Source organism: Candidatus Bostrichicola ureolyticus (assembly GCA_029851125.1).
GTDB lineage: Bacteria > Bacteroidota > Bacteroidia > Flavobacteriales > Blattabacteriaceae > Bostrichidicola > Bostrichidicola ureolyticus.
Window position 1 is genome coordinate 1 of record CP100319.1, and the last position, 26,041, is coordinate 26,041.

Sequence of the window (26,041 nt, forward strand, 5' to 3'; positions counted from 1 at the left end):
TTATTTTATTTATTTAATCATTCTTCAAAAATAATATCTAAACCTAATCCTTTAAGCTCATTACATACTACATTTAAAGAGGCTGGTCTTCCAGGTTCTGGTAGTGATAATCCTTTTACTAATGATTCATAAGTCTTAGTTCTTCCTATAACATCGTCAGATTTAACAGTAAGCATTTCACGTAATGTATTAGAGGCACCATAAGCTTCAAGTGCCCAAACTTCCATTTCTCCAAATCTTTGACCTCCAAATTGAGCTTTACCACCTAAAGGTTGCTGTGTAATTAATGAATAAGGTCCTATTGAACGAGCGTGCATTTTATCATCTACCATATGTCCTAGTTTAAGCATATATATCATACCAACTGTAGCTGGTTGATCGAATTTTTCACCAGTTTCTCCATCAAAAAGATAAGTTGTTCCGAAACGTGGTAATCCAGCTTTATTTGTATATTCAGATATTTGTTCTATTGATGCTCCGTCAAATATTGGTGTAGCAAACTTTTTATTTAATACATATCCTGCCCATCCTAATACAGTTTCATATATTTGTCCAATATTCATACGTGAAGGTACACCTAAAGGATTTAAAACAATATCTACAGTAGTACCATCTTCTAAAAAGGGCATATCTTCATCACGAACTATACGAGCTACAATACCTTTATTACCATGACGTCCAGCCATTTTGTCACCTACTTTTAGTTTACGTTTTTTTGCAATAAATACTTTAGCAATTTTTACAATACCAGTAGGTAATTCATCACCAATAGTAATAGCAATTTTTTGACGTTGAAATCTATCTTTAATAGAGGCTAATTTTTTTTTAAAATTATGTAATATTTTTGATATTAAATTATTTTTTTCGTTTGAAGAACATAATATTTCTATTATATCATTATAATCTTTTATATTGTTTAATAACTTACGTGTAAATTTTACTCCACTAGCTATAACTTTATTATTTTTTAGAAAAATTCCTTTAGATATTTCTCCTTCTAATAAAGAAGAAAGTTTTTCTATAATTTGTTCCCGTAATTGAAAAAAATTATTTTTATATTCTGCTTCAATACGTTCTATTTCGGTTTTATCTTTAGCTTTAGATTTTTTATCTTTTCTTCTATTATTTCTAGAAAATAATTTTGTATCTATTACAACACCAAATAAAGAAGGATCGGCTCTTAATGAAACATCTTTAACATTACCTGCTTTATCTCCAAAAATAGCTCTAAGTAATTTTTCTTCTGGTGTTGGATCATATTCACCTTTAGGGGTAATCTTACCAATTAAAATATCTCCATTAGAAACATGTGTACCTATCATAACAAGACCATTTTCATCTAAATATTTTGTTGATTCTTCACTGACATTAGGAATATCATTAGTAAATTCTTCTATTCCAAGTTTGGTTTCACGTACATCTAAAGAATATTCATCTATGTGAATAGAAGTAAACCAATCTTCTCTAACAATTCTTTCAGAAATTACAATAGCATCTTCGAAATTATATCCTTTTAATGGCATAAATGCTACTTTGCAATCTCGTCCTAATGCTAATTCACCATTTTCAGTAGCATATCCTTGACAAAGTACTTGTCCATTAATTACATGATCTCCTTTTTTAACTATTGGTTTTAATGTAATACAAGTATTTTGATTAGTTTTTCTAAATTTAATTAAATTATATTTTTTAATATTTGAATCAAAACTTATTAAAGAGTCTTCATAAGTTTGGTCATAATTAATAATAATATTATTAGCATCAACATATTCTACGATACCATTTCCCTCAGCATTAATTAAAATTCTAGAATCCATAGCTACTTGATGTTCTAATCCTGTACCAACAATAGGAGCTTTAGGTTGTAATAATGGAACAGATTGTCGCATCATATTTGACCCCATTAATGCTCTATTGGCATCATCATGTTCAAGAAATGGAATCAATGAAGCAGAAATAGATGCAATTTGATTAGGCATTACATCAATATAATTTATTTCTTTAGATTTTACTAATGGAAAATCTCCATCTTTTCTTGCTATTATACGTTCTTTAATAAAACTTCCATCAGCATTTAACGCAACGTTCGAATCAGCAATTAGTTTTCCTTCTTCCTCGTAAGCACCTAATGATATAGGTTTACTAAAGTTTACTTTTCCGTTATGTACAGGCCAATAAAGAGTCTCAATAAATCCCATATTATTAATGCTTGCGTAAGTACATAGAGATGTAACTAAACCAATATTTGGTCCTTCTGGAGTTTCTATAGGACATAATCTTCCATAATGAGAATAATGTACATCACGGACTTCAAATCCAGCACGTTTTCTTGATATTCCACCAGGTCCTAAAGCCGATAATCTTCTTTTATGAGTTATCTCAGATAATGGATTAACTTGATCCATAAATTGTGATAATTGACTAGTTCCAAAAAAAGTATTAACTACAGAAGATAAAGTTTTTGCATTTATAAGATCAACAGGTGTAAATATTTCATTATCACGTATATTCATCTTCTCTCGTATATTCCTAGCTGTTCTAGCCAATCCAATACTAAATTGAGTAGATAGCTGTTCTCCAACTGTTTTTACTCTACGATTAGATAGATGGTCAATATCATCTATTTCTTTTTTAAAAGTAAATAATTCGTTTAAATATTTTATTATGGATATAATATCATCTTTTGTAAGAACTTTACAATCTATACTAATATTTAAATTTAGACGTTTATTCAATCTATCTCTACCAACTGGTCCTAAAGAATATCTAGTATCAGAAAAAAAAAGTTTATCTATAACATTTTTAGCAGTTTCATGATCTGGAGTTTCAGCATTTCTTAATTGTCTATAAATATATTCTATAGCTTCTTTTTCAGAATTTGTATTATCTTTTTTTAAAGTATTATAAATTAATGAATACTCAATATTTTTTTTATGCAAATAAATATACTTAATTTCATATTTCATAATTTTATGAAAATGATATTCTTCTAAAATAATATCACGATCTAAAATTACTTCATTTCGTTCTTCTACAGATATTATTTTTCCAGTTTCTTCATCTACTACATCTTCATACCATGTATTTAATACACGGCCAGCAAGTTTACGTCCTAATATTTCATTCCAATTATTTTGTTTTATTTCAAATTCATCTGCTATATCAAATAGTTTTAATATATCTTCATCTTTTTCATAACCTATAGAACGTAATAATGTTGTCATTGGTAATTTTTTCTTTCTATCAATATAGGCATATATTACATTATTTATATCTGTAGTAAATTCTATCCATGATCCTTTAAAAGGAATTATTCTGGCAGAATAAAGTTTTGTTCCATTAGCATGATATGATTGTCCAAAAAAAACTCCAGGAGAACGATGTAATTGCGAAACTATAACCCTTTCTGCTCCATTAAAAATAAAAGATCCAGAAGGAGTCATATATGGATATGTTCCTAAATACACATCTTGACAGACAGTTTCAAAATCTTCATTTTCTTTATCATTGCAATATAATTTTAATCTAGCTTTTAAAGATATACTATATGTTAATCCTCTTTCAATACAATAATCTATTGAATACCTTGGATGATCTATAAAATAATCAACAAATTCTAATACAAAATTATTTTTAGCATCACAAATTGGAAAATTTTCTTGAAAAACTTTATATAATCCTTCTTTTTTACGATCTTCAATTTTTGAATCTAATTGAAAAAAATCTTTGAAAGATTTAATTTGAATATTTAAAAAGTCTTTATAATATACTGGATGAGTTATCGATGTAAAATTAATTCTTGGGGTTTTCATTGTTTTATTTTAATTCTACTTCTGCACCTTTTTCTTCAAATTGTTTTTTTATTTTTTCTGCTTCTTCTTTATTTATTCCTTTTTTTATAATAGTATCTTTTGAAGGATCATTTGTGGCAGAATCTACTAACTCTTTAGCTTCCGTAAGAGATTTTCCTGTTATATCTTTTACTAATTTCATAACTGCTAATTTAGTATTTCCTACAGATTTTAAAATCACATCAAAAATATTTTTTTCTTCTTTTTGTACTTTATTAGATTCAGATTCAGATAGAGTAGTTGTTACTGTATTAGAAGGTTTAATATTATATTCTTTTTCTAAAACCATTGATAATTCATTGACTTCTTTTACAGTTAAATTAACTAACTGTTCTGCTAATTGTTTTAAATCTTTCATTTTTTTATTTATTTATTTTGTTGTTTAAACTTTGCATAATATTGAAAATATTTTTATTTAAAGTTGAAATTAAATTAATAATAGTAAGATTTAATAATTTTAATATTTCACATATTAATTCTTCTTTAGATTTAATACATATTAAGGTTTCCAACTGATTATCACCTATATAAAAACATTTATCAATATAAACACCTTTTATTAAAGGTTTATTCACACCAGTTTTAATTCTAAAATTTTTAATAATTTTAGCTGGAAGATTACTAATATTTGATATACTTATAGTAGTATTACCTTTTAATAAATCATATAAATTATAAAATTCTTTTTTTTTATTAAATTCTATTGCTTTTTTTAATAAAGAATTTTTAATTGTTTGTGTATTGACTTTAAATTTAAAACATTCCTTTCTAAAATATGAAATTTGTTGAGCATTTAATCCAGAAATATCTGTTAAATAAATTGCATTACTACTAGATAACAAAGAAGCTAAAGCTTTTATATTTTTATTTTTTTGTTCTTTTGTCATAAAATATTAGTATTTATTTTAATACTTGGACTCATAGTACTTGAAATATAAATGCTTTTTACATAAGTTCCTTTTAACGTTTTTAATAAATTATTTAAAACTTTAAATAATTCTATTGCATTCTCTTCAATATTCTTTGAACTAAAAGAAATTTTTCCTATAGAAACATGAATTATACCATAACGATCTGTTATAAACTCTATTTTTCCAGATTTTATTTCTTTAATAGCTTTTCCTGGTTCAAGGCTTATGGTCCCTATATTAGGATTTGGTATCAATCCTCTAGGACCTAAAATTTTTCCTAAAGGTGCTAATTTGGTCATTATCATAGGCATAGTAACAATAACATCAAAATCTAACCATCCATTTTTTATTTTCTCTAAATATTCATCTAATCCAATATAAGTTGCGTTAGCTTCTTTAGCTTCAATAAATTTATCTTGTGTTACTAATGCTAAAATACGTATATCTTTTCCTGTCCCATTAGGGAGAGTGACTATACCACGTATAATTTTATTTTTTGTATATAAATTGATTGCTAAATCAACTGAAGAATCAAATTTAGTCAAAGAAATATCTTTAATTAATACAGTAGCTTGTTCAAGAGTATAATATTTATTTTTATCTATTTTTTTTAATACTTCTTTTCTTTTTTTTGTAAGTTTCACTTTATTTTAATTTAACATACTTCAATTCCCATAGATTTAGCTGTACCTACTATCATTGAAATAGCCGATTCAATAGAAAAACAATTCATATCCGACATTTTATTTTTTGCAATAATTTTTACTTCTTCCAAACTAATTTTAGCTACCTTAATTTTATTAGGTTCTTTAGAACCTTTTTTCAATTTTGTTATCTCTAATAATTGTACTGTTACAGTAGGATTTTTAATTAAAAAATCAAATGATTTATCTTCATAAACAGTAATTATTACTGGACAGATTTGTCCTTTTTTTTCTTGAGTCTTTAAATTAAATTTTTTGCAAAAATCCATAATATTTATTCCTGCACTACCTAAAACAGGACCTACAGGAGGTGAAGGTGTAGCTTTACCACCTTCTATTTTATCTATTTTTAATTTTTTAATTATTTTTTTCATCTTTCTAAATTCTTTCTATTTGAGTAAAATTTAATTCTAAAGGTGTTTTTCTTCCAAAAATCAATACAGCTAATTCTATTTTTTTTTTATCTTTATTAATTTTTTCTATTGTTCCATTAAATCCATTAAAAGGTCCATCTATAATTTTTACTGTTTCGTAAATAGAAAATGGTATATTTATACTTTCAATATTTTCATATTTATCTATTTTACCCAGAATTTTATTGACTTCTTCTTTTCTTATAGGAATAGGTTTTTTACCTTCACATAAAAAATTTATAACACCAGGTATCTTCTTTATTAAATAATATAATTCTCTTTCTAAATTAGCTTCAATAATTAGATAACCAGGATAATGTATTTTTTCTTTTTTTATTTTTTTTCCATTACGTATTTGAATAATATTTTCAATAGGAACTAACATTTGCCCAATATAATTAGTAAGTTTCATATATTTAATCTCTCTGTCAATAGAATATTTTACTTTATTCTCTTTACCACTAATTGTTCTTATAACATACCATTTTTTTTCTTTATTCATACATATAATTATTAATTAAACTATAGAAAAAATTTTTTGTATTATCCATATAAAAAAATAATCTATTAAATATAATATTAAAGAAAAAACTATTATACAAATAGTTATAATTAATGTTATATGTTGTAATTCTTTCCATTTAGTCCATGTAATATTATGAATCAATTCGTTATATAACTCTATAATAAAATTTTTCATCTTTGCACGGGCGGTAAGATTCGAACTTACTACTTCCGGTTTTGGAGACCGGTGTTCTACCAATTGAACTACGCCCGTTTATTTTAATTCAAAATTTTAGTTACTTGTCCAGCTCCAACTGTTCGGCCACCTTCGCGAATAGCAAAATGTAATCCTTCATTAAGAGCTACTGGTTGATGAAGCTTAACTTTAATAGTTAAATTATCTCCTGGCATTACCATCTCTACACCTTCAAGAAGGTTAATTTCTCCTGTTACATCTGTAGTACGAAAATAAAATTGCGGACGATATTTATTATGAAAAGGAGTATGACGACCTCCTTCTTCTTTTGTAAGAATATATACTTCTGATATAAATTCTTTATGAGGAGTTATAGATCCTGGTGCTGCTATTACCATACCACGACGAACTTTATCTTTACTTATACCACGTAATAATATCCCTAAATTATCTCCTGCTTGACCATAATCTAATATTTTTCTATGCATTTCTATACCTGTTATAGTAGAAGTCAATTTTTCTTCGCTTATACCTATAATTTCTATTGAATCACCTGTTTTACATGTTCCTTTTTCTACACGACCAGTACATACTGTACCTCTACCTGTTATTGTAAATACGTCTTCTATAGGCATTAAAAATGGTTTATCTATTTCACGTACTGGATCTTTCATATAGTTATCAATAGCTTTCATAAGATCATTTATTTTTTCTACCCATTCTGGTTTTCCATTAAGTGCTCCTAATGATGATCCTTTTATAATTGGGACATTATCACCATCATAATTATATTTAGATAATAATTCACGAGTTTCCATTTCAACTAATTCCAATAATTCAGTATCTTGTACTTGATCTACTTTATTTATATAAGGTAATAATACTGGAACACCTACTTCACGCGCAAGCAAAACGTGTTCATGAGTTTGTGGCATAATTCCATCTGTTGCTGATATTACCAATATAGCACCATCCATTTGTGCAGCCCCAGTTACCATATTTTTTATATAATCAGCATGTCCAGGACAATCTACATGAGTGTAATGCCGTTTTTCTGTTTCGTATTCTACGTGTGAAGTATTAATAGTAATTCCTCTAGCTTTTTCCTCTGGAGCATTATCAATTTCTTCAAAACTTTTTGCTTTTGCTAGTTTTCTTTCTGATAAAACTTTAGTTATTGCAGCAGTAGTAGTAGTTTTACCATGATCAACATGACCTATAGACCCGACAGTAAAATTGGGTTTATTTCGTTTAAATATTTCTTTTGCCATATAATAATTAAAATTTTTGAGCCAATGACGGGAATTGAACCCGTGACCACTTTCTTACCAAGAAAGTGCTCTACCTCTGAGCTACATTGGCTAATAGGCTAAGGCATAATGAGCGGGAAACGGGACTCGAACCCGCGACTTTCAGCTTGGAAGGCTGACGCTCTACCAACTAAGCTATTCCCGCAATATATAAGATAGTGGGGAGAGCAGGATTCGAACCTGCGAAGGTATAAACCAACAGATTTACAGTCTGCTCTCGTTAACCACTTGAGTATCTCCCCTTAATGAGCCGGTGGAGGGATTTGAACCCACGACCCCGAGATTACAAATCACGTGCTCTAACCAACTGAGCTACACCGGCAATAAATTTATTTGTAAATAATATAAACTATATTTTTGTAATATCGGCAATTTCATTAGATTTTAAATTTATCAATTTTATACCCTGAGTAGCACGTCCCATAATTCTAATATCAGATACTGACATTCTTATTGCTATACCAGATTTGTTTATTATCATCAAATGATTATTATCTATAACATTATCAATTGCAATTAATTGTCCTGTTTTTTTTGTTATTTTAATAGTTTTTACACCTTTTCCTCCCCTATTAGTAATACGATAATCTTTTATATTAGAACGTTTACCAAACCCTTTCTCAGAAACCACCAATAGAGTTTCATTTTCAAAATCATTAATACAGATCATTCCAATTACAAAATCCATATTATATAAACTAATTCCTTTTACACCATAAGAATTTCTATTCAGAGAACGTATTTTTTTCTCTTCAAAACGTATAATCATTCCATTTTTTGATGCAATAAAAATATGACTATTACCTTTAGTTATTTTAACTTGTATTATAACATCTCCATTACGAATTTTAATAGCGTTAATACCATTTTTTCTAGGTTTAGAATATTGTTCAAGAATCGTTTTTTTTATAATTCCATGTTTAGTAACTATTATAATATAGTGGTTGTTAACATATTCTTTATTATTAAGATCATCAGTTAGTATACAAGTCCTAATTTTATCTCCTTGTTCTATGTTAATTAAATTTTGTATTGGACGTCCTTTAGACGTTTTATGTCCTTCTGGTATTTCAAATACCCTAAGCCAATAACATTTTCCTTTTTCTGTAAAAAATAATGCATATTGATGATTAGTAGCTATAAGTAAATGTTTAATAAAATCAAATTTACGTATATTAGCTCCTATATGACCTATTCCTCCTCTTGCTTGACGTTTATATTCATTTAAATAGGTTCTTTTAATATATCCTGCATTAGATATAGTTAATACAACAGTTTCATTAGAAATTAAATCTTCTGTAGTCACTTGGCTACCTAAATAATTTATTGTTGTACAACGTTTATCACTATATTTTTCTTTTATTTCAATAAGTTCATTTTTAATAATTTGCATACGTAATGATTCATTAGATAAAATCTCTTTATATTTTTCTATTATTTTTTTACAATCTTTATGATCTTTTTTAAGATTTTCACGTTCTATATTTGTAAACCTGTGTAAACGTACATCAAGAATGCTTTGGGATTGTATTTTTGATAAGTTGAACTCCCTTATCAATACATTACGTGCTTCATTATAATTTTTAGAATTCTTAATTAATTTAAAAATATTATCTACATTGTTTAATGTTATTAAAAATCCTTCCAGTATGTGATAACGTTCTTCTGCTTTATATAAATCATATTTTGTCCTACGAGTAACTACTTCCAGTCGATGATTAACAAAATGTTTTATAATGTCTTTTAAATTAACTTTTGTAGGCTTTCCATTAATTAATGCTATATTATTTATACTAAAAAATATTTGAAGAGGAGTATATTTATAAAGTTGATTTAAAACTACATCTGGTACAACATTATGTTTTAAAACATAAACTATTCGCATTCCTTGACGACCAGATTCATCACGAATATGTGATATTCCTTCTAATTTACCTTCTTTAATTAAAGTATATGTCTTTATAAGTAGATCACTTTTAATAACTTGATAAGGTATTTCATCAACAATAATGCATTCTTTATTATCTACATTTTCAAAATGTGTTTTAGCTCTTAGTATAATTGATCCACGTCCTGTATGAAAAGCTTTTTTTACTCCTTCGTATCCATAAATAATTCCACCAGTAGGAAAATCGGGTGCTTTTATATAAAGCATTAAATTATCAATATCTATATTTTTATTATCAATATATGCACAAATTGCTTCTATAGATTCTTTTAAATTGTGGGGAGCCATATTAGTAGCCATTCCTACAGCTATACCATATACACCATTAATTAATAAATTAGGTATACGTGTAGGTAGTACAGTAGGTTCTTTTAAAGAATCATCAAAATTAAACTGCATATCTACTGTTTCTTTTTCTATATCTAAAAGCATCTCTTCAGATATTTTATTTAAACGTATTTCAGTATAACGCATAGCTGCAGGAGGATCATTATCTATAGATCCGAAATTTCCTTGACCATCAATTAATTTATAACGAAGTGACCAACTTTGTGCAAGACGTACTATAGTATCATATACAGAATTATCACCATGTGGATGCAATTTTCCTAAAACTTCGCCTACAATACGAGCTGATTTTTTATGCGGACGATTATATATTACACCTAATTTATACATACCAAAAAGAACTCTTCTATGTACAGGTTTAAGTCCATCTCTTATATCTGGCAATGCTCTAGAAACAATAACTGACATTGAATAATCTATATAAGATGATTTCATTTCGTCTTCAACATTTATAGGAATTATTTTTTCTTTTTGAATCATATTTATATATTTACGTATATAATATAATTTATTTTCTAATTTCAGCTCCTAATTTTTCTTTAAAAATTTTTTTAAGTTTATTCATTATTTGATCTATTATTTGATTGGTTAATGTTTGTTTTTTATTTTCAAAATAAAAACTAATAGCATAAGATTTTTTACCAATTGGTAATTGGGAACCTTGATATATATCAAAAAGTTTTACTTTTTTAAGTAAGTTTTTTTCTGTATTTTTTGCTAAATAATAAATGTCTTCAAAAAGTATATTATTATCTAATAATAATGCTAAATCTCTTTTAATACCAGGATATTTAGAAATATTAATATAATGTATATTATTTTGTTTTTTTAAAAAAATATCAATAAAAATTTTCCAATTAAATTCAGCATAAAATACATCTTGATAAATATTAAATTTTTTTGTTATAGTTTCTTTAACTTGACCTATTTTAAAGAGATTATAATCTAGATATCTTATTATAAGAGTTTCATATAAAAAATGATCATTAAATATTAATTTCTGAGTATAATTATCAATACCAATTTTTTGCATTATTTGTTCTATAATGCCCTTTAAATAAAAAAAAGATATATCTAAATAATCTAGCAATTTTATATTTTCTATTTTTCCAGTTACAACTAAACTTAAATATTTTGTTTCTAACAAATTATTATTTTTCTTCAAATAAGTTTTACCAAATTCAAATAATTTTAGGTTAAAATTTTTTCTCTTTATATTATAAGAAATACTTTCAAGCATACCAAATAAAAGATTTGGCTGCATTAAAGATAAATCATTACTTAATGGATTAATAACATTAATTATCATTTTATTTGTTATAGCATTTAATAAATTGATATAATCATGTTTTTTTAATGAAATAGTTACTATTTCATTAAATCCATGAGCTAATAATTGTTTAGCAATAGTTTCTTCTACTTTACAACTTAATTCATATGATGAATTATCAATATAATCCAAACTATATTTTTTTTTTGATGATTTTAAATTGTTATATCCATATATACGTAATATTTCTTCTATTATATCTATTTCACGTTTTACATCTACCCTATATAAAGGAACCGAAAGTGTTAATGATTCTTCATTTTGATAAATGACTTTAATTTCCAAAAGTTCTAAAATTTGCAAAATTTTGTTTTGTGATATATTACATCCAATAATATTATATATTTTGTTATATCGTAATATTATTTTATAATTAGATATATGTATAGGATATATATCTATAATATCAGACGATATATATCCACCTGTAATTTCTTTTATTAATAATGCTGCGCGTTTTAAAGCGTAGATAGTTTTATTAGGATCTATTCCCCGTTCAAAACGAAAAGAATATTCAGTATTTAAGTTATGTCTTTTAACACTTTTACGTATAGTTAAAGGACTAAAATAAGCACTATCAATAAAAATATTTTTAGTATTATTAGTAACTCTATAATTAATTCCTTCGAATATTCCAGCAATACAAATAGGATTTTGGTTATCGCAAATAATTAAATCTTCTTCTGATAAAAGAATATTATCTAATAATGTATTATTATTATTAATTGTCTTTACTTTAATATTAAATCCTTTAATTTTATCAGCATCAAATACATGCATAGGTTGACCCAATTCAAACATAACAAAATTAATAATATCTATTACACTATTAATAGGATTAATTCCGATAACTTTTAATCTATCTTGTAGCCATTGTGGAGATTGAAAAATTTTAATTTTAGATATAGTAATTCCTGAATAACGTAAACATTTTTTTGTGTTCTCAATATTTATTGAGAATGGAATCCAATCAATGTCTTTTTTTAAATTATTCTTTATATAAGGTTTTATTAATTTAGCTTTATAATCACGAGTTATTAAAGCGGCATATAAATCTCTAGCTATTCCATAATGACTAATTGCATCAGAACGATTAGGTGTTATAACTATATCAATACCCCAATCCATTAAATTATCAAAATATTTAATATTTTCTACTTCTAAACCTATATCAGTTAATAAATTTGATATTTGATTTATATCTAAATCTGTATAAAGATATTCTTTAAGCCATTTGTAAGATATAATCATTATAAATAATATGGCATTACTAACATTAATAATTCTTCTTCTTCATCTAAATAGTCAAAAGGTTTCAAAATCACTGATAAATTAGGTTGTGACATTTCAAATATAATATTTTCTCCATCAATATGTGATATCATATCTATTAAAAATTTTGAATTAAATCCTATTTTAAAATCTTTACCTGTATAATCGCATTTCAATGTTTCAAAAGCTTTATTTGAAAATTCAATATCTTTTGCTATAAGATTCAATGTTTGATATTTTAAATGTAAACATATTTGATAATTTTTTTTACTAGAAAATAGTGAAATACGTTTAATAGAATTTAAAAAAACATTTTTATTTATAATAAGTTTTTTATCATTATTATTAGGAATAACTGATTCATAATTTGGATAATTACCATTAATTAGTTTGCATATTAGTGTTTTATCAGATAAAGAAAATGTAGTATTATTTTCATTATAATATATTGTAACTATTTCTTCTTTTTTTTTATTTAAAATACTTTTTAATATTTTTAATGGTTTTTTAGGAATAATTAATTTAGCAATTTGATTATTTTTAATATCTTTTCTAACATATTTTACTAGTTTATTAGAATCTGTGCTTACAAAAATAGATTCATTAGGAGTAATATAAAAAAATACGCCTGTAAGAACTTGTCTAAAATCATCATTTCCTGTAGCAAATAATGTTTTGTCAATTATTTTTGAAAGTGTATTGGTTGATAATTTTATTTTACCTAAATAATTAATATTATTAATATTAGGAAATGTTTCTGCGTCTTCTATAGTTATAGTATAATTTCCATATCTAGAAATAATATTAAGTATATGTTCATTTTCTGAATAAAATGTAATAGGTTGTTCAGGCAAATTTTTTAACGTATTTATAATTAATTTAGCTGGTACAGCAATTTTTCCATTTTTATCATAATTAATGATATCAATTTTAGTTATAATAGTAACTTCCAAATCAGAAGCTATAACAAATAGTTCGTTATCTTTTACTTTAAAAAGTAAATTATTTAAAATAGAAATAGAATTATTGTAATTAATAATGCCATTAAAATATTGTAAATATTTAAATAATTTATGACTAGAAATAGTAAATTTCATTATTAATAGATTAATTAGTAGCGTGAGGGGGATTTGAACCCCCGACCTCCGGGTTATGAATCCGACGCTCTAACCATCTGAGCTATCACGCCATTAATTTTTTTATTATATTTATTTATATTTTAATAATAATTATAATTTTTAAAATTATAAAATTTTTTAATTTTTTTTATTACTTTTAAGAAGTAAGTATAGATTTATAATTTTAATCTATTAGATATGAGAATTATTTCAGGAAAATTAAAAGGAAGAAGATTTTCAATACCTAAGCATTTATCTAAATTTAATATTAGACCTACTACAGATAAAGCTAGAGAATCATTATTTAATATATTATTAAATAATATTATTATAAATAATAAATTAATAGTTTTAGATTTATTTTGTGGAATAGGCAGTTTAAGTTATGAATTTATTTCTAGAGGAATATCAAAAATATATTCTTTAGATATTAATGCTATGTGTATACAATACATACGTAAAAAATCTATAGATTTTAATATCCAAAATAAAATTATTGCCTTAAGATATAACGTATTTTTTTTTTAAAAAATAGGAATTTAAATTCAGATATAATTTTTGCTGATCCACCTTATGGTATGGAAAATAAATATTTTATATTATTAATGAATTTATGTTTAAAAAATATTAAAAAAAACGGTATTCTAATTATAGAACATCCAGCTAATAAACAAATATTTTGTGATAATTATAATTATTATGTTAATACAAAAAAATATGGCAGAATTTGTTTTAGTTTTTTTAAAAAAAATTGAAAAAAAAATACATTATTAAAAAAAATACATTTTATGTCTTATAACAAAAAAGAATTCGATTGGATTACTTATGAAAATGGATTAAATGAATATGAAAAAGAAGAAAGAGAAAAACTTAAAGAAAATTATACAAAAACAATTCCTAATATTAATGAATATGAAATACATAAAGGTTTGGTAACAAACATAGAAAATAAAGAAATTATTGTTGATTTTGGATTTAAATCTGAAGGAGTTATATCTTTAAATGAATTTAAAGATGATATAATTCCTAATGTAGGAGATACTATTGAAGTAATGATTTATAAACTTGATTATAAAGGTGAATGTATTCTTTCCTATCAAAAAGCTAAAATGTTAAAAAATTGGCTTAAGATAAATGATTCATATGAAAAAGGTGAAATAATATTAGGTATTGTAACAGCTCGTACAAAAGGAGGATTAATAGTTAAAATTTTTGATATTGAATGTTTTTTACCAGGATCACATATTAATATAAAACCTACACGAGATTATGATATTTATGTTGGTAAAACTCTAGAAGTTAAAGTTGTTAAACTAAACACTCAAACTAAAAATGTTGTTGTATCACATAAAATATTAATAGAACAGGATCTTGAAGAACAAAAAAAAGAAATAATATCTACTTTAAATAAAGGTCAAATAGTAGAAGGAACTGTTAAAAACATACTTCCTTATGGTTGTTTTGTAGATTTAGGAGGAATTGATGCTTTAATACATATTACTGATATAAAATGGCAAAGAATTGAACATCCTTCAGAAGAAGTTAAATTAGGTCAAGTTTTAAATTGCGTTGTATTAGGAATAGATAAAGAAAAAAATAGGGTTCAATTAGGATTAAAACAATTACAAAAACATCCTTGGGATATATTAGATTCTAATTTAAAAGTAGGAGATATAGTGAACGGAACTGTAACTTTATTAGCAGATTATGGTGCTATTATAGAAATAATTCCAGGTGTAGAAGGATTAATACATACTAGTGAAATGTCTTGGGATTCAAATTTACTGTGTGCAAGAGACTTTTTGAAAGTTGGTGATAAAGTAAAATCTGTTATTCTAACTTTAGATCGTGAAGATAGAAAAATGTATTTAAGCATAAAACAAATGACACCTGATCCATGGAATAGTATAGAAAAAAAATATAATGTAGGATCTAAACATACAGGAATAATTCATAGTTTGACTAATTTTGGTGTATTTGTTGAATTACAAAAAGATATACGTGGAATTATTAAGACTTATGATTTATCATGGACTAAAAAAATTAAACATCCTTCAGAATTTTGTAAAAAAGGAGATAAAATTGATGTTGTAGTATTAAATTTAGACATTAATGCCCGTAGGTTGAGTTTAGGACATAAACAATTATATAAAAATCCTTTTGATGAATATGAAAATATATTTACTGTAGGTTCAATACATAAAGGGACAGTTATTAAAAATTTTGATAAAGGTGCTGCAATTAAAATTGAAAAAAATGATAAGTCTATAGAAGCTTTTTCTCCATTTCGTTATTTAGAAACTAAAAATAAATCAATTTTAAAAAAAGGAGATAAAGCTGATTTTAAGATAATGGAATTTAATAAAGAATCAAAAACAATTATTGTTTCTCATACATCTACATTTACATCTACATTTCGTAATATTAAAAAAATTAAAAAACATAAATCTACTTTTGGAGATTTTACAGAATTAACTAATTTAAAAAAATTAATTGAAAGCCAAAATAAATAAATAATTTTTTTTTATGAAAAAATTAATATTAGTCCGTCATTCTAATGCTATTGTAGAAAATAAATTAAAAGATAAAGATAGACATTTAACTATTCTAGGTATAGAAATTGCTTATAAAGTAGCATTTTTTTTAAAAAAAAAATTAACAATAAATAAAAAGTGGTTATCTATATCTAGCCCAGCAATAAGAGCTTTACATACTGCGGTAATTTTTTCATATGTATTTAACACTTTGTCAAGTTTAAAAATTGAAGAATGTCTTTATACTTTTTCTGTAATCGAATTACAAAAATTTATTAAAAGTAGTATTGATTCTAGTTTTGATAATATTATTTTATTTGGACATAATTCAGGAATTACAGAATTAGTTAATTTATTAGGAAATAATATTTTTATTAATCCATCGGGATTAGCTATATTAAAATTCAATACTTTGGATAATCTTAATGATGGAGTGGTAGAATACATTATTGATCCTAATCAAATAAATTAAATATCTATTTTAGATTTAAATAAAAAAGATACAATATTTTTATTAATTTCATTAATTACTCTCTTAAAAAGAGTAAAAGCTTCGCTTTTATAAACTAAAAGAGGATCTTTTTGTTCATAAACTGCATTTTGTACAAAATTACGTAAATTATCCATTTCACAAAGATGTTCCTTCCATATATCATCTATAACATTCAATATAATTTTTTGTTCAATATCATTAATTAAGGATTGACCACTCACATTTGTATATAATATTATATATATATTTCTAATTCCATCAGAAAATAAAATTGCTTGATTTTCTTTATTTCTATCTATTAGATAATTTAACTCATTAATTTTTATACTTTTTATAAGTTTATATTGTTCCAGTATTATATTGTATAATTTATTGATAATGTCTTGTTTTTTACTAGTTTTAGTAAAAATATCAATAATATTTTGGTTTATTAAACCAAAATTATTAATAAATTCTGACTTAAAAAGTTCTAAATTATTCTCATTAACAATTTTATTTATTACATTATAAATCATATTGGCAATATCTATATCAATATGTTTTCCTATAATAGCATATTTACGTAACTTATAAATTATTTCTCTTTGTTTGTTCATTACATTATCATACTCTAGTAATCGTTTTCGAATCATAAAATTATTTTCTTCTACTTTTTTTTGAGCACGTTCTATTGAACGTGTTATTAATGAGTGTTGTATTGATGAACCTATTATATCCATTAATTTTGCTAATCGATCGGATCCTATGAATAAACGCATTAATTTATCTTCTAAAGAAACATAAAATTGAGAACTTCCTGGATCTCCTTGACGACCTGCACGTCCTCTTAATTGACGATCTATACGTCTTGAATCATGTCTTTCAGTCCCTATTATTGCTAGTCCTCCATTATTTATAACTTCTTTAGAAAGTTTAATATCAGTACCTCTTCCGGCCATATTAGTAGCAATAGTAACGACACTAGTATCTCCAGCTTTTGCAATTATTTCAGCTTCTTTTTTATGTAATTTAGCATTTAAAACATTATGATTAATATTTCTTAATTTTAATGCAAAACTTAAAAGTTCTGAAACTTCTACAGAAGTAGTTCCTACTAATACTGGACGTTTGTATTTTGTTGATAACAATACTATTTCATCAATAATTGCGTTATATTTTTCACGCATTGTTTTAAAAACAATATCTTCTTTATCAAGACGTTTTATAGGTTTATTAGGTGGTATAATTACTACATCTAATTTATATAAATACCAAAATTCCTCAGATTCAGTTTCTGCAGTCCCTGTCATACCAGCTATTTTCTTATACATTCTAAAATAATTTTGCAAAGTAATACTAGCTAAAGTCTGACTATTGGATTCTATATTTACATTTTCCTTAGCTTCAATAGCTTGATGTATACCATCAGAATAACGACGACCTTCTATTATTCTTCCAGTTTGCTCATCAACAATTTTAACCTTTCCCTCTAAAACAACATAATCAACATCTTTATTAAATAGTGTATAAGCTTTTAATAATTGATTAATAGCATGAATACGTTTTGACTTCAAAGAAAAAATATTAAATATTTTTTCTTTTTGATCCAATTCTTCTTCTGTAGATAATTTTTTATTTTCTATATTAACAATTTCCATTGTTATATCAGGTAATATAAAAAAAGATGAATCATTTACGCTTTTTGAAATATAATCAATTCCTTTATCTGTAAGTTCTACAGTATTATTAGCTTCATTTATTATAAAATACAAGTCAACATCAACTTTAAACATATCTTCACCATTACATTGATTATATTTATTTTCAGTATTTTGTAATATATACAGTATATTTTTTTCGCTTAAAAATTTAATTAAAGGTTTATATTTAGGTAACCCCCTATAAACTTGTAAAAGTTTAAAACCACCTCTAATAGTATCCCCATGTTGAATCAATTCACGTGATTTTTTAAGAATTTTCCTCAATTCAATACGTTGTTTCTCAATCATAGATTCTACTTTATCTTTCAACAGATAAAAATTATTATCTTTAATATCTGTTGGTCCTGATATAATTAAAGGAGTACGAGCTTCATCAATTAATACCGAATCTACTTCATCAATAATTACATAATTAAGTTCACGTTGCATTAAATCTTTTTTATCTTGCGCCATATTATCACGCAAATAATCAAATCCAAATTCGTTATTGCTACCATAAGTAATATCTGCTCTATAAGCCTGTTTACGCCTATCAGTATTTGGAATATATTTATCTATACAATCTACTATAATGCCATTAAATTCCATTAAAGGTGCTATCCATGCGGCATCCCTTTTTGCTAAATAATCATTAACAGTAACTACATGAACACCTCTTCCAGTAAGAGCATTTAAATAAATTGGTAAAGTTGCTACTAACGTTTTACCTTCCCCAGTAGCCATTTCAGCAATTTTACCATTATGAAGTATTATTCCACCTATAATTTGTACATCATAATGAATCATATCCCATATTATATGTTTTCCTGCAGCATACCAAGTGTTTTTCCAAATAGCTTTATCATCTTTTATTATAATATAATCTTTATTATTAGATAATTCACGATCAAAAAACGTTGCATTAACTATAATATTTTCTTTAAAACGTCTAGCAGTTTCTATTATGACAGCAAAAGCTTCAGGAATTAATTTATGTAAACAATCTTCTTCTATTTTATACATTTCTTTTTTTAAATTTTCTAATTTTATGTAAGCTCGTTCTTTTAAAGAAATATCAGAATATTGTTCTATTTGCGTTTTTAAATTTTCTATTTTCTTATAAATCTCTTGTGTAGAATTTTTAATTCTATTTTTAAATTCAATTGTTTTATTACGTAATCTATCATTAGATAGAGACTGCATAGTAATAATACATTGTTTTATATCATATAAATATTTTTTAGCATCTAAAATAGATCGTTCATTTTTATTGCCTAATAATTTTATTTTTTTTAAAATTTTTTCTAAAAATGTCATTTTTTAAATGAAAAAATTTTTTATAATTCATATTCTCCTCTATTATACATAAAATCTTCGTCTGTAGTAGGAATATCCGGCCATATATCTTGTAAAGATTCATACATTTCTTGATCATCTAATTCTTTAAGATTTTCTATTACTTCTAAAGGAGCACCACTACGAATAGCATAATCAACTAGTTCAGTTTTAGTAGCAGGCCAAGGTGCATCTTCTAAATAAGAAATTAATTCTAAAGTCCAATACATAATTTATTTAATAATAATATTATATAATAATATAATAAATTTTAATAACATTCTTTTTTATAACGTTCAATATGTTCTTTTATAGATTCCTTTACTGGAATAAATTTATATTTTAATATTTTTATTATTTTTTCATTTGAAAAAATATAGTTTTTATTTTTAATATAATTTTTAAATTTTTCACTATTTAGTATATTATTTCTATTGTTTATAAGTTCTTTATAAGAAATATTTTCACTATTTAGTATATAACGATTATTTTCATCATTTTTTTTTTGATCCATTAAACGAATACAACATTTAGCAACATCTCTAGCATCAATACAACCAATAATACCTTTTGAGTATCCACATTTATTTATTAATTCAAATAAATTTTTTTTTTCCCAAAATCCTGAAGCTAAAATAATGCTAGGATTTGCAATAACAACATTTAATCCTTCTTTACTACCACGCCATACTTCTATTTCTGATAGAAATTGAGTATTAAAATTAAATAGTTCTTTTGTTAAAAACAATTCAGTAATATAATTCATTTCATTAGAAATGAATATTGAATTGATATAACAAATTTTTTTTACACCTGTAGCAATACATATATTAATTATATCTGTAATATAATTTTTATTATAAATTTTTTTTCCTTGCCAAAGGCCTATTAAATTATTTGTATAATATACTTCATTGACTTCTTTAAATATTGAAATATCCAAACCTTTAACCCATTCTATGTTTTGTAATAAATAATTAGTTTCTTTTGGTGGATAATAATAATTAAATATATGTTTTAATATATCAATACATTTTTTTGTTCGTAATACTATAACTTTTTTTCCTTTTTTAAGAAGATATAATAATATATAACTACCTATTAAATCTGTTGCTCTAATAATAAATGTCATTGTTATGTTATTCTATCAATATTTTGTTTAACAAATGAATTCCAATCTTTATATTTATAATATTTATTTAATCTGTTTTTTTTATTAAGAAAATGACAAACAGCTGTTGCCAATCCATCTGTAGAATCAATTTTTATTTTATTTAAATTAATATTTAATAATGTTTTTAACATTTTGGCTATTTGTTCTTTTGAAGCATTACCATTTCCAGTTATTGCCATCTTTATTTTTTTTGGAGAATATTCATTAACAATTATTTTTTTATATAAACAAGCTGCTATTGCTACTCCTTGTGCTTGTCCTAATTTAATCATAGATTTTACATTTTTACCCATAAAATGTGATTCAATTGCTAATTCATTGGGATGATATATATCTATTATATTTAGAGTTTTTTCAAAAATAATTTTTAATTTTAAATTATGATTAGAATATTTTCTCAATAATAGTTTATCTAAATATATTAATTCAATATTATTATTTTTAATAATTTTAATTAAACCAAAACCCATAACAATAGTGCCTGGATCAATACCCATAATAATTAAATCTTGCATTTTTTTAATTAGTTACATAAATTAAATAATAATCTTCTATTATTAGATAATATGCATTAAAAGCTTTACTATATGATTTATCTATAATCCAACATCTGATATTAGTATCTTTTTTTGAAAAAGGACTAATTTTATAATTAAGCAATAAATTAACTAATTTTTTATTAGATAGTTTGTATAAACTTTCTTTAATACACCAAATAATGTGTAATTGATCAACTTCAAAACTATCATCAATAAAATTAGCTTCATCTTCTCTAAGAAATTTATTTTTTATTTTTAAAATTTTATTTTTTTGACATTTTTCTATATCAACTCCTATAATATTACTGCTAATAGCTACTACTACCTTTTTATAAGAATGACTAAATGAAACATTATAATTTTTTATAAAAGGTTTTCCTATAGTATTATAATATACTAATGGATCTAATCCTAAATATTTCAAACAACAACGTATACCTAAAAATTCATATCTACGTTTTATATTTTTTATATTTTTTATATCCTTTTTTTGATAAAAAGGATATAATTGTTTAATTAAACAATTTTCATTTTCAATTAATTCCCAAATTATAATTCTAATATCTTTTTTTTTTTAAAAATTGTTTTTATTATGGGCACTTTATTTTTTTTTTAATTCATATTATTTATTCCAATTTATCCAGATATTTTTTGATTTTAAAATCAGTATATATATACAAAATATCAATACCAATAAAATAAATAATATTATCCAAATATTATTTAATAATAATATATGAATATATATTTTTTTTTTATAAAAGAAAATTTCTATAAAATTATTTAATAAATGTAATAAAATACAATTTAATATTGAACGAGTACTAAAATATATAATACCAATTACACTACCTATTATAAATCCTGCAATAAATTGTAATACATTCATATGGATAATACCAAATAATAATGAAGAAAATAATATAGCTTTTACATAAAAAATTTTCTTTTGAATAAGACCATTTAATATAATCCCTCTAAATAAAATTTCTTCAAATATAGGAGCTAATAATATTATTGTAATTAAAATAAAATTATTATTTAGATTAAAATCTAAATTTAAATTATCAAATCTAATATTTAAAATATATTGTATTATACATATTATATAATCATTTAAAATCATTGTTAAGAATAATATAATTAAAATTAAAGGGTAAAAATACCATTTTGATAATTTCAAATTATTGATTAATAAATCTTTAACATTTAAATTATATTTAATGTATAAATAATAAAAAAATAAAATAAAATGTGTTCCATATATAATTGGAAATAATATATTTATATCATTTATATCATTTTTTTTAATTAAAAATGAACTTATATATATTATTATTAGTCTTATAAATAACCATTTTATAATTAAATAAATTGATTGAAAATAATTTAATTTATACATTATATGTTTAATGTGTGAAATAATTATTTAGTAGTAGACTCGTAGGGATTCGAACCCTAACTAACAGAATCAAAATCTGCTGTGCTGCCATTACACTACAAGTCTTTTAAATATATTTATAATATAAAATAAATATATTATATTTTTATATAATAATATATGCATATGCCTATAAAAATTCGTTTACAAAGAAAAGGTCGAAAAAAAAAACCATATTATCCAATTATTGTTACTGATTCACGTTCACCTAGAAATGGTAAATTTCTAGAAAAATTAGGATATTATAATCCAAATACTAATCCTTCAACTATTTTATTAAATGTAGAGAGTGCACTAAATTGGTTACAAAAAGGTGCGAAACCAACAAATACTGCAAGATCTATTCTTTCTAAAAAAGGTGTGTTATTAAAACAACATCTTTTAAAAGGTGTCAAAAAACAAGCATTAAATGTTGTTGAAGCTGAAAATAAATTTAAAAAATGGGTTGAAGGAAAAAAATAATTTTTTAAAATGCGTAATAAACACAATTATTTTTTTTTAGGAAAACTTATAAAGTCACGAACAAAAAAGTATAATTGGGTAATTCTTTTAAATAGTTATGATATCCGTATAAATAAAAATTTAAAATTTTTATTTATCGAATTAGATGGAATTTTAATTCCTTTTTTAATAAAAACATATTTGTTATATAAACACAAACTTTTAATAGATTTTGAATTAAACAATATTGAAGGAAGTAATATTTATTTAGAATTTAAATATTTGCTTTATACAGAAAATGTTCATCACAACATTATAGGTTTTAATATAAAAGATATAAATAAAGGATTTATAGGTATAATAACAGATATTTATCATAACTTCAAACAAGATATATATAAAGTTTATTATAAAAATAACTTTTTTTTAATGCCTGTTACAAAGGTATTTATAAAAGAAATAAATATAAATGATAGATATATTTTAACGGAAGTTCCAGATAATTTAATAGATATATCTTATAAAGAATAAATTATTTATATATCAATTTTAGCATAAATAGAATTTTTTTCTATAAATTCTCTACGAGGTAATACATTATCTCCCATAAGAATTGAAAATATATTATCAGCTTCTATATTATCTTTTATTATTAATTTACGTAAAGTTCTATTTTTTGGATTCATTGTTGTTTCCCATAATTGTTCAGCATTCATTTCTCCTAAACCTTTGTATCTTTGAATATGTATTCCTTTTTTACCGTCAAATTGATCTTTTATAATACGTTCTCTATCTTTTTCAGTCCATGCATAAAAAGATTTTTTACCTTTTTTAATTAAATATAAAGGAGGCATTGCTATATAAATAAACCCCTTTTCTATTAAAATTTTCATATAACGAAAAAAGAAAGTAATAATAAGTGTAGAAATATGACTACCATCTATATCAGCATCTGTCATAATTATGATTTTATAATAACGTAACTTATCTATGTTAATATTCTTTTTTTCATCTAAATAAATACCTAAAGCCATAAATATATTACGTATCTCTTCATTTTCATAAATTTTATTTTCCATTGCTTTCTCAACATTTAATATTTTACCACGTAATGGTAATATTGCTTGAAAATTTCTATCACGTCCTTGTTTAGCAGTTCCTCCAGCAGAATCTCCTTCTACTAAAAATATTTCACAATTTTTAGGTTCAATTAAAGAACAATCGGCTAATTTACCCGGTAATCCTGTACTAATTGAAGTATTATTATTATGTATTAATTCACGAGCTTTTTTAGCTGCTTTCCTAGCTTTAGCAGCAATAATAATTTTTTCTATTATTTTTTTAGCATCAAATGGATTTTCATCCAAATAACTTATAAACATATCTCCAACAATTTTGTCAACAGCTCCGATTACTTCATTATTACCTAATTTAGTTTTAGTTTGTCCCTCAAATTGAGGGGACATTAATTTAATAGATATTATAGCTGTAATACCTTCACGAAAATCATCACCAATCAAATCAATATTTTCTTTTTTTAAAAAACCATTTTCTTCAGCGTATTTTTTTAGTGTTCTAGTTATTGCTCTACGAAATCCTGTTAAATGAGTACCACCTTCTTTAGTATTTATATTATTAACATATGAAAGTATTTTTTCCTTAAAAGAATGATTATACTTCATAGCTATTTCTACAATAATATCATTTATTTTATCTTCTATTAAAATAATATTTTTTATAATTGAGTCTTTATCTATAAAATATAAAAACTCTTTTAATCCTAATTTTGAAAAAAACAGTTCATTTTTAAAATTTCCTTTTTTATCAATTTCTCGTTCATCAGTTAAATATATAGATAATCCTTTGTTTAAAAAAGATAATTCTCTAATACGTGTTGCTAATATGTCATAATCATATTTTATATTTTTAAATATAATATTATCAGCTTTAAATGTTATTTCAGTCCCTCTTTTAGAAGTAGTCCCTAAATATTCTAAATCAGTTATTGCTATTCCTTTAGAATATTTTTGACGATATATTTTATTATCACGATATATAGTAGCAACAAGCCATTCTGATAAAGCATTTACGCAAGAAATTCCCACTCCATGTAATCCTCCAGATATTTTATATGAATCTTTATCAAATTTTCCTCCAGCACCTATTTTTGTCATAACTAATTCAAGTGCTGAACATCCTTCTTTTTTATGTATATCTACAGGAATTCCACGGCCATTATCTATAATAGTAATAGAATTATCTTTATGTATAGTTATCCATATTTTATTACAAAATCCAGCTATAGTTTCATCTATAGAATTATCTATTACTTCATTTACCAAATGATGAAATCCATTATATCCTACATCACCAATATACATTGATGGTCTTAATCTTACATGTTCAATTCCTTCAAAGAATTGAATATTATCAGCTGTATATGACATATAATTTTTATTATAATTATTTATTTATATATAATTAATAATTATAATATTAT

Annotated in this window: 23 protein-coding genes, 7 tRNA genes and 1 pseudogene; 6 read left to right on the top strand and 25 right to left on the bottom strand. The window is 23.8% G+C overall.

Features of this window, described 5'->3' with window-relative positions:
* Positions 1–17: 17 nt before the first annotated feature.
* The 17 genes from rpoB to NHG04_00085 all read right to left on the bottom strand — a co-directional run bounded on the left by rpoB (position 18) and on the right by NHG04_00085 (position 13,976).
* Entirely contained in the window at positions 18–3,812 is a 3,795-nt protein-coding gene (gene rpoB, locus NHG04_00005) for a DNA-directed RNA polymerase subunit beta (GenBank protein WGH27385.1), read from the bottom strand.
* 4 nt (positions 3,813–3,816) lie between these two features.
* Positions 3,817–4,209 (bottom strand): 50S ribosomal protein L7/L12, encoded by a 393-nt coding sequence (gene rplL, locus NHG04_00010; GenBank protein ID WGH27386.1) that lies wholly within the window; start codon positions 4,207–4,209, stop codon positions 3,817–3,819.
* Positions 4,210–4,213: 4 nt separating this feature from the next.
* Entirely contained in the window at positions 4,214–4,738 is a 525-nt protein-coding gene (gene rplJ, locus NHG04_00015; GenBank protein WGH27387.1) for a 50S ribosomal protein L10, read from the bottom strand.
* On the bottom strand, positions 4,735–5,406 hold the full coding sequence (rplA, locus tag NHG04_00020; protein WGH27388.1) for a 50S ribosomal protein L1: 672 nt from the start codon (positions 5,404–5,406) through the stop codon (positions 4,735–4,737). The genes rplJ and rplA overlap by 4 nt, the downstream gene beginning before the upstream one ends.
* A gap of 11 nt (positions 5,407–5,417) precedes the next feature.
* Positions 5,418–5,840, bottom strand: coding sequence for a 50S ribosomal protein L11 (gene rplK / locus NHG04_00025; GenBank protein WGH27389.1), 423 nt, complete (start codon positions 5,838–5,840; stop codon positions 5,418–5,420).
* A 4-nt stretch (positions 5,841–5,844) separates the two neighbouring features.
* On the bottom strand, positions 5,845–6,381 hold the full coding sequence (gene nusG, locus NHG04_00030; GenBank protein WGH27390.1) for a transcription termination/antitermination protein NusG: 537 nt from the start codon (positions 6,379–6,381) through the stop codon (positions 5,845–5,847).
* Positions 6,382–6,396: 15 nt separating this feature from the next.
* Positions 6,397–6,579: a preprotein translocase subunit SecE gene (gene secE / locus NHG04_00035; protein ID WGH27391.1), complete on the bottom strand. Its 183-nt coding sequence runs from the start codon at positions 6,577–6,579 to the stop codon at positions 6,397–6,399.
* Between the two features lie 5 nt (positions 6,580–6,584).
* Positions 6,585–6,657: transfer RNA gene (locus NHG04_00040), tRNA-Trp, on the bottom strand.
* A gap of 5 nt (positions 6,658–6,662) precedes the next feature.
* Positions 6,663–7,850 carry an elongation factor Tu gene (gene tuf, locus NHG04_00045; GenBank protein ID WGH27392.1) on the bottom strand — a complete coding sequence of 396 codons (1,188 nt, stop codon included), beginning with the start codon at positions 7,848–7,850 and terminating at the stop codon, positions 6,663–6,665.
* 19 nt (positions 7,851–7,869) lie between these two features.
* Positions 7,870–7,941: transfer RNA gene (locus tag NHG04_00050), tRNA-Thr, on the bottom strand.
* Between the two features lie 20 nt (positions 7,942–7,961).
* Positions 7,962–8,034: transfer RNA gene (locus tag NHG04_00055), tRNA-Gly, on the bottom strand.
* 14 nt (positions 8,035–8,048) lie between these two features.
* Positions 8,049–8,131: transfer RNA gene (locus NHG04_00060), tRNA-Tyr, on the bottom strand.
* 6 nt (positions 8,132–8,137) lie between these two features.
* A tRNA-Thr gene (locus NHG04_00065) sits at positions 8,138–8,211 on the bottom strand.
* A 27-nt stretch (positions 8,212–8,238) separates the two neighbouring features.
* The gene (gene gyrA, locus NHG04_00070; GenBank protein ID WGH27393.1) at positions 8,239–10,665 is read right to left on the bottom strand and encodes a DNA gyrase subunit A; all 2,427 of its coding nucleotides are present in this window, start codon (positions 10,663–10,665) and stop codon (positions 8,239–8,241) included.
* A 28-nt stretch (positions 10,666–10,693) separates the two neighbouring features.
* The gene (gene pheT / locus NHG04_00075) at positions 10,694–12,766 is read right to left on the bottom strand and encodes a phenylalanine--tRNA ligase subunit beta (GenBank protein ID WGH27394.1); all 2,073 of its coding nucleotides are present in this window, start codon (positions 12,764–12,766) and stop codon (positions 10,694–10,696) included.
* On the bottom strand, positions 12,766–13,884 hold the full coding sequence (dnaN, locus tag NHG04_00080; GenBank protein ID WGH27395.1) for a DNA polymerase III subunit beta: 1,119 nt from the start codon (positions 13,882–13,884) through the stop codon (positions 12,766–12,768). Before dnaN ends, pheT begins: the two co-directional genes overlap by 1 nt.
* A gap of 18 nt (positions 13,885–13,902) precedes the next feature.
* A tRNA-Met gene (locus tag NHG04_00085) sits at positions 13,903–13,976 on the bottom strand.
* Positions 13,977–14,103: 127 nt separating this feature from the next.
* On the opposite strand from NHG04_00085, the gene NHG04_00090 reads away from it, so the two are divergent.
* From NHG04_00090 to NHG04_00105, 4 genes are read left to right on the top strand one after another with little or no spacing between them, the layout of a single operon-like run.
* The gene (locus NHG04_00090; protein WGH27396.1) at positions 14,104–14,433 is read left to right on the top strand and encodes an RsmD family RNA methyltransferase; all 330 of its coding nucleotides are present in this window, start codon (positions 14,104–14,106) and stop codon (positions 14,431–14,433) included.
* Positions 14,434–14,483: 50 nt separating this feature from the next.
* Positions 14,484–14,660: a hypothetical protein gene (locus NHG04_00095; GenBank protein ID WGH27397.1), complete on the top strand. Its 177-nt coding sequence runs from the start codon at positions 14,484–14,486 to the stop codon at positions 14,658–14,660.
* A gap of 33 nt (positions 14,661–14,693) precedes the next feature.
* Positions 14,694–16,418: a 30S ribosomal protein S1 gene (locus tag NHG04_00100; protein ID WGH27398.1), complete on the top strand. Its 1,725-nt coding sequence runs from the start codon at positions 14,694–14,696 to the stop codon at positions 16,416–16,418.
* Between the two features lie 13 nt (positions 16,419–16,431).
* Positions 16,432–16,911: a histidine phosphatase family protein gene (locus tag NHG04_00105; GenBank protein WGH27399.1), complete on the top strand. Its 480-nt coding sequence runs from the start codon at positions 16,432–16,434 to the stop codon at positions 16,909–16,911.
* On the opposite strand, the gene secA is transcribed toward NHG04_00105, so the two are convergent.
* The 7 genes from secA to NHG04_00140 form a co-directional block, all read right to left on the bottom strand.
* Positions 16,908–19,928 (bottom strand): preprotein translocase subunit SecA, encoded by a 3,021-nt coding sequence (secA, locus tag NHG04_00110; GenBank protein WGH27400.1) that lies wholly within the window; start codon positions 19,926–19,928, stop codon positions 16,908–16,910. The two genes, NHG04_00105 and secA, sit on opposite strands and share 4 nt — an antisense overlap.
* A 20-nt stretch (positions 19,929–19,948) precedes the next feature.
* Positions 19,949–20,176 carry a DUF2795 domain-containing protein gene (locus NHG04_00115; protein ID WGH27401.1) on the bottom strand — a complete coding sequence of 76 codons (228 nt, stop codon included), beginning with the start codon at positions 20,174–20,176 and terminating at the stop codon, positions 19,949–19,951.
* A 41-nt stretch (positions 20,177–20,217) separates the two neighbouring features.
* Entirely contained in the window at positions 20,218–21,078 is an 861-nt protein-coding gene (locus tag NHG04_00120; protein WGH27402.1) for a hypothetical protein, read from the bottom strand.
* Positions 21,079–21,080: 2 nt separating this feature from the next.
* Complete coding sequence (ruvC, locus tag NHG04_00125) at positions 21,081–21,635, bottom strand: crossover junction endodeoxyribonuclease RuvC (GenBank protein ID WGH27403.1); 555 nt, start codon at positions 21,633–21,635, stop codon at positions 21,081–21,083.
* 4 nt (positions 21,636–21,639) lie between these two features.
* Positions 21,640–22,083, bottom strand: a complete 444-nt coding sequence (locus NHG04_00130; GenBank protein WGH27404.1) for a 4'-phosphopantetheinyl transferase superfamily protein — start codon at positions 22,081–22,083, stop codon at positions 21,640–21,642.
* Between the two features lie 198 nt (positions 22,084–22,281).
* Positions 22,282–23,061 (bottom strand): CPBP family intramembrane metalloprotease, encoded by a 780-nt coding sequence (locus tag NHG04_00135; protein ID WGH27405.1) that lies wholly within the window; start codon positions 23,059–23,061, stop codon positions 22,282–22,284.
* 34 nt (positions 23,062–23,095) lie between these two features.
* Positions 23,096–23,166 (bottom strand) — tRNA-Gln (locus tag NHG04_00140).
* A 60-nt stretch (positions 23,167–23,226) separates the two neighbouring features.
* On the opposite strand from NHG04_00140, the pseudogene rpsP reads away from it, so the two are divergent.
* Together rpsP and NHG04_00150 are read left to right on the top strand one after the other, a co-directional pair.
* Positions 23,227–23,559 (top strand): annotated as a pseudogene (rpsP, locus tag NHG04_00145) (30S ribosomal protein S16).
* 12 nt (positions 23,560–23,571) lie between these two features.
* The gene (locus tag NHG04_00150; protein WGH27406.1) at positions 23,572–24,072 is read left to right on the top strand and encodes a hypothetical protein; all 501 of its coding nucleotides are present in this window, start codon (positions 23,572–23,574) and stop codon (positions 24,070–24,072) included.
* A 5-nt stretch (positions 24,073–24,077) separates the two neighbouring features.
* On the opposite strand, the gene gyrB is transcribed toward NHG04_00150, so the two are convergent.
* Complete coding sequence (gene gyrB, locus NHG04_00155; GenBank protein WGH27407.1) at positions 24,078–25,988, bottom strand: DNA topoisomerase (ATP-hydrolyzing) subunit B; 1,911 nt, start codon at positions 25,986–25,988, stop codon at positions 24,078–24,080.
* Positions 25,989–26,041: the final 53 nt, after the last annotated feature.

Bases quoted from the DNA above. Each gene is read 5' to 3' on its own strand.
- NHG04_00135 (WGH27405.1), bottom strand. From the start codon at position 23,061: ATGTATAAATTAAATTATTTTCAATCAATTTATTTAATTATAAAATGG.
- NHG04_00120 (WGH27402.1), bottom strand. From the start codon at position 21,078: ATGACATTTATTATTAGAGCAACAGATTTAATAGGTAGTTATATATTA.
- NHG04_00150 (WGH27406.1), top strand. From the start codon at position 23,572: ATGCGTAATAAACACAATTATTTTTTTTTAGGAAAACTTATAAAGTCA.
- rplK (WGH27389.1), bottom strand. From the start codon at position 5,840: ATGAAAAAAATAATTAAAAAATTAAAAATAGATAAAATAGAAGGTGGT.
- NHG04_00095 (WGH27397.1), top strand. From the start codon at position 14,484: ATGGAAAATAAATATTTTATATTATTAATGAATTTATGTTTAAAAAAT.
- rplJ (WGH27387.1), bottom strand. From the start codon at position 4,738: ATGACAAAAGAACAAAAAAATAAAAATATAAAAGCTTTAGCTTCTTTG.
- gyrB (WGH27407.1), bottom strand. From the start codon at position 25,988: ATGTCATATACAGCTGATAATATTCAATTCTTTGAAGGAATTGAACAT.
- NHG04_00115 (WGH27401.1), bottom strand. From the start codon at position 20,176: ATGTATTGGACTTTAGAATTAATTTCTTATTTAGAAGATGCACCTTGG.
- rpoB (WGH27385.1), bottom strand. From the start codon at position 3,812: ATGAAAACCCCAAGAATTAATTTTACATCGATAACTCATCCAGTATAT.
- NHG04_00090 (WGH27396.1), top strand. From the start codon at position 14,104: ATGAGAATTATTTCAGGAAAATTAAAAGGAAGAAGATTTTCAATACCT.
- gyrA (WGH27393.1), bottom strand. From the start codon at position 10,665: ATGATTCAAAAAGAAAAAATAATTCCTATAAATGTTGAAGACGAAATG.
- pheT (WGH27394.1), bottom strand. From the start codon at position 12,766: ATGATTATATCTTACAAATGGCTTAAAGAATATCTTTATACAGATTTA.
- tuf (WGH27392.1), bottom strand. From the start codon at position 7,850: ATGGCAAAAGAAATATTTAAACGAAATAAACCCAATTTTACTGTCGGG.
- secE (WGH27391.1), bottom strand. From the start codon at position 6,579: ATGAAAAATTTTATTATAGAGTTATATAACGAATTGATTCATAATATT.
- rplL (WGH27386.1), bottom strand. From the start codon at position 4,209: ATGAAAGATTTAAAACAATTAGCAGAACAGTTAGTTAATTTAACTGTA.
- dnaN (WGH27395.1), bottom strand. From the start codon at position 13,884: ATGAAATTTACTATTTCTAGTCATAAATTATTTAAATATTTACAATAT.
- NHG04_00105 (WGH27399.1), top strand. From the start codon at position 16,432: ATGAAAAAATTAATATTAGTCCGTCATTCTAATGCTATTGTAGAAAAT.
- secA (WGH27400.1), bottom strand. From the start codon at position 19,928: ATGACATTTTTAGAAAAAATTTTAAAAAAAATAAAATTATTAGGCAAT.
- NHG04_00100 (WGH27398.1), top strand. From the start codon at position 14,694: ATGTCTTATAACAAAAAAGAATTCGATTGGATTACTTATGAAAATGGA.
- ruvC (WGH27403.1), bottom strand. From the start codon at position 21,635: ATGCAAGATTTAATTATTATGGGTATTGATCCAGGCACTATTGTTATG.
- nusG (WGH27390.1), bottom strand. From the start codon at position 6,381: ATGAATAAAGAAAAAAAATGGTATGTTATAAGAACAATTAGTGGTAAA.